1 pseudogene is annotated in these 239 nt (G+C 34.3%); it reads right to left on the reverse strand.

Annotation, left to right across the window (positions count from 1 at the left end):
• Positions 1-239 (reverse strand): annotated as a pseudogene (locus H5180_RS23395) (IS1595 family transposase); the annotation flags it as partial.

The raw sequence follows: 239 nt of genomic DNA on the forward strand, positions 1-239 counted from the left end.
TGGATATGGTAAATACCTTCTACTACTCTTTGGTTATCCAACCCAATCAAACGTTTATGGTCAATGTCGAGTTCTTTAGCAATACCTTTATATGATAAGTTTCCATCAGTACAAAGCACTGAGCCTGATGATAATAAAGGCTTCAATTGTGCTTGAATATTTTCTTTTGTATTTCGTTCTAAAACCTTGTGAGATATAGCACCACTACGATCAAGAGCAATGAAAATAGGAACTTTTTC

The organism is Pseudoalteromonas sp. SR41-4, from assembly GCF_014163985.1.
GTDB lineage: Bacteria > Pseudomonadota > Gammaproteobacteria > Enterobacterales > Alteromonadaceae > Pseudoalteromonas > Pseudoalteromonas rhizosphaerae.